The 711-nt window shown below is 37.4% G+C and carries 1 protein-coding gene; it reads right to left on the reverse strand.

Annotated features, from left to right (window positions below; genetic code table 11):
- Positions 1–641, reverse strand: a 641-nt coding sequence (locus ACFINZ_RS10850; protein ID WP_375701521.1) for a hypothetical protein, incomplete at its 3' end; no start/stop codon positions are given.
- Positions 642–711 lie beyond the last annotated feature (70 nt).

Raw genomic sequence — 711 nt, forward strand, 5'->3', positions numbered from 1 at the left:
TTTTGGATCATAGCTAATGTACCATCGATATGTGCTTGAAGATCTGCAATGTCTTTCAGTTTTTCTTTTGTTTGAAGTTCATTGAATAGTTTTCTGAGGTATTGAAAACGACTTTCTACATTTTGAAAAGTTTTTAAAGTTACAGCTTTATCTATAATCGATACATTTTGTAAACGCCCAAAAAGAAGTTTACCGAGTTGATCAAAAGACTGAGAATATCTGTTTTCATCATTCAAGACCTCTTGATATGACTTCCCTGAAAGCTTACTACCTTTATAGAGCAATTCTGGCTTTTTAAGAAAAAAATTAGAAAAGTCTATTTGTTTCGGGGCTGTTCTCTGATCCTTTGTTATAGCCTGATAGGCATTTTCTATTTGTGAAAGTTGTTCTTTTTTCAACTCAAGGTGTTTTGTTAGCAACGCAATAATTTTCAGATATTGTTCTGATAGAGCAGGTTGTGTCGGTGGAGAAGATTGTGTCGGTGAAGCAGGTTGTGGCCGTGGGGCAGATGGTGAGTCTACAGTTGGATCCTTAGGTGGTTTTGGGGGTTCGAAACTTACGCCTACATCTGCATTTGCTGGAGCTAGATTCAGTATTCCCAAAAGGGTAACCATTCCTACTATAATAAATTGCTTTTTCATCTGTCTCCTCGCTTGATTTCGGCAGGGATTGTTTTATTAATAGGCACGCGGTTCCTATCATTGGGCTGTT

Origin of the sequence: Bartonella sp. AA81SXKL, assembly GCF_042196945.1 — a bacterium.
Classification (GTDB): domain Bacteria; phylum Pseudomonadota; class Alphaproteobacteria; order Rhizobiales; family Rhizobiaceae; genus Bartonella.